1 protein-coding gene and 1 pseudogene are annotated in these 524 nt (G+C 43.7%); both read right to left on the reverse strand.

The genetic code is table 11. The features are described 5' to 3' along the window. Positions 1–184: hypothetical protein (locus N6H06_RS23045; protein WP_263708076.1), on the reverse strand; the 184-nt coding region annotated here is incomplete at its 3' end. 10 nt (positions 185–194) lie between these two features. Then, a pseudogene (locus N6H06_RS23050) lies at positions 195–524 on the reverse strand (major capsid protein); the annotation flags it as partial.

Genomic DNA, 524 nt, shown 5'->3' on the forward strand with positions numbered 1-524 from the left:
CTTGCGATTTCTTTTTAGCCGCATGTCCTTTGGTGTTCCTTTGCTTGGTTTCGGCATCTTTTATCACCTCTACATAACCGATGGACGACAAATAAGCAGCGGACTTTTCTTCAATGTCCAACCGCTCACCTTTTCTTTTGCCGTCTACAATTGCGTTTAGTACTCGTACAGTTACTTTAGCCATATAAACCCTCCTATGGCGTAAATACATCCAAGTGCTTGATAAGGAATGGATTTTCAAGCACAGGGAAGCCAGCGCCGACCGTTTCAACAACAGATTGCAGCGGCTTTTTTTGGTCTTCTGCCATTAGTAAAATACCTGGCTGGAAGTTGTTTTCAAGCGTCGGGCCTAGCAGATACTTCCCTGCACCGCTAGAAGCCATGATGATACGGTTAGCGGGCATAAATTCGTTTCGAATAATCGACTTTGTCTCGTTGTCTTTATACGTCATAACCCGATTTTCCACGACTTCAAAATCAGGAAGCCCAAAGCTCTTTAGTACATTTGTTAAGTCTTCAGCAGA

Source organism: Shouchella tritolerans (genome assembly GCF_025770735.1).
In the GTDB taxonomy this organism is placed as follows: Bacteria; Bacillota; Bacilli; order Bacillales; family Bacillaceae_D; genus Shouchella; species Shouchella tritolerans.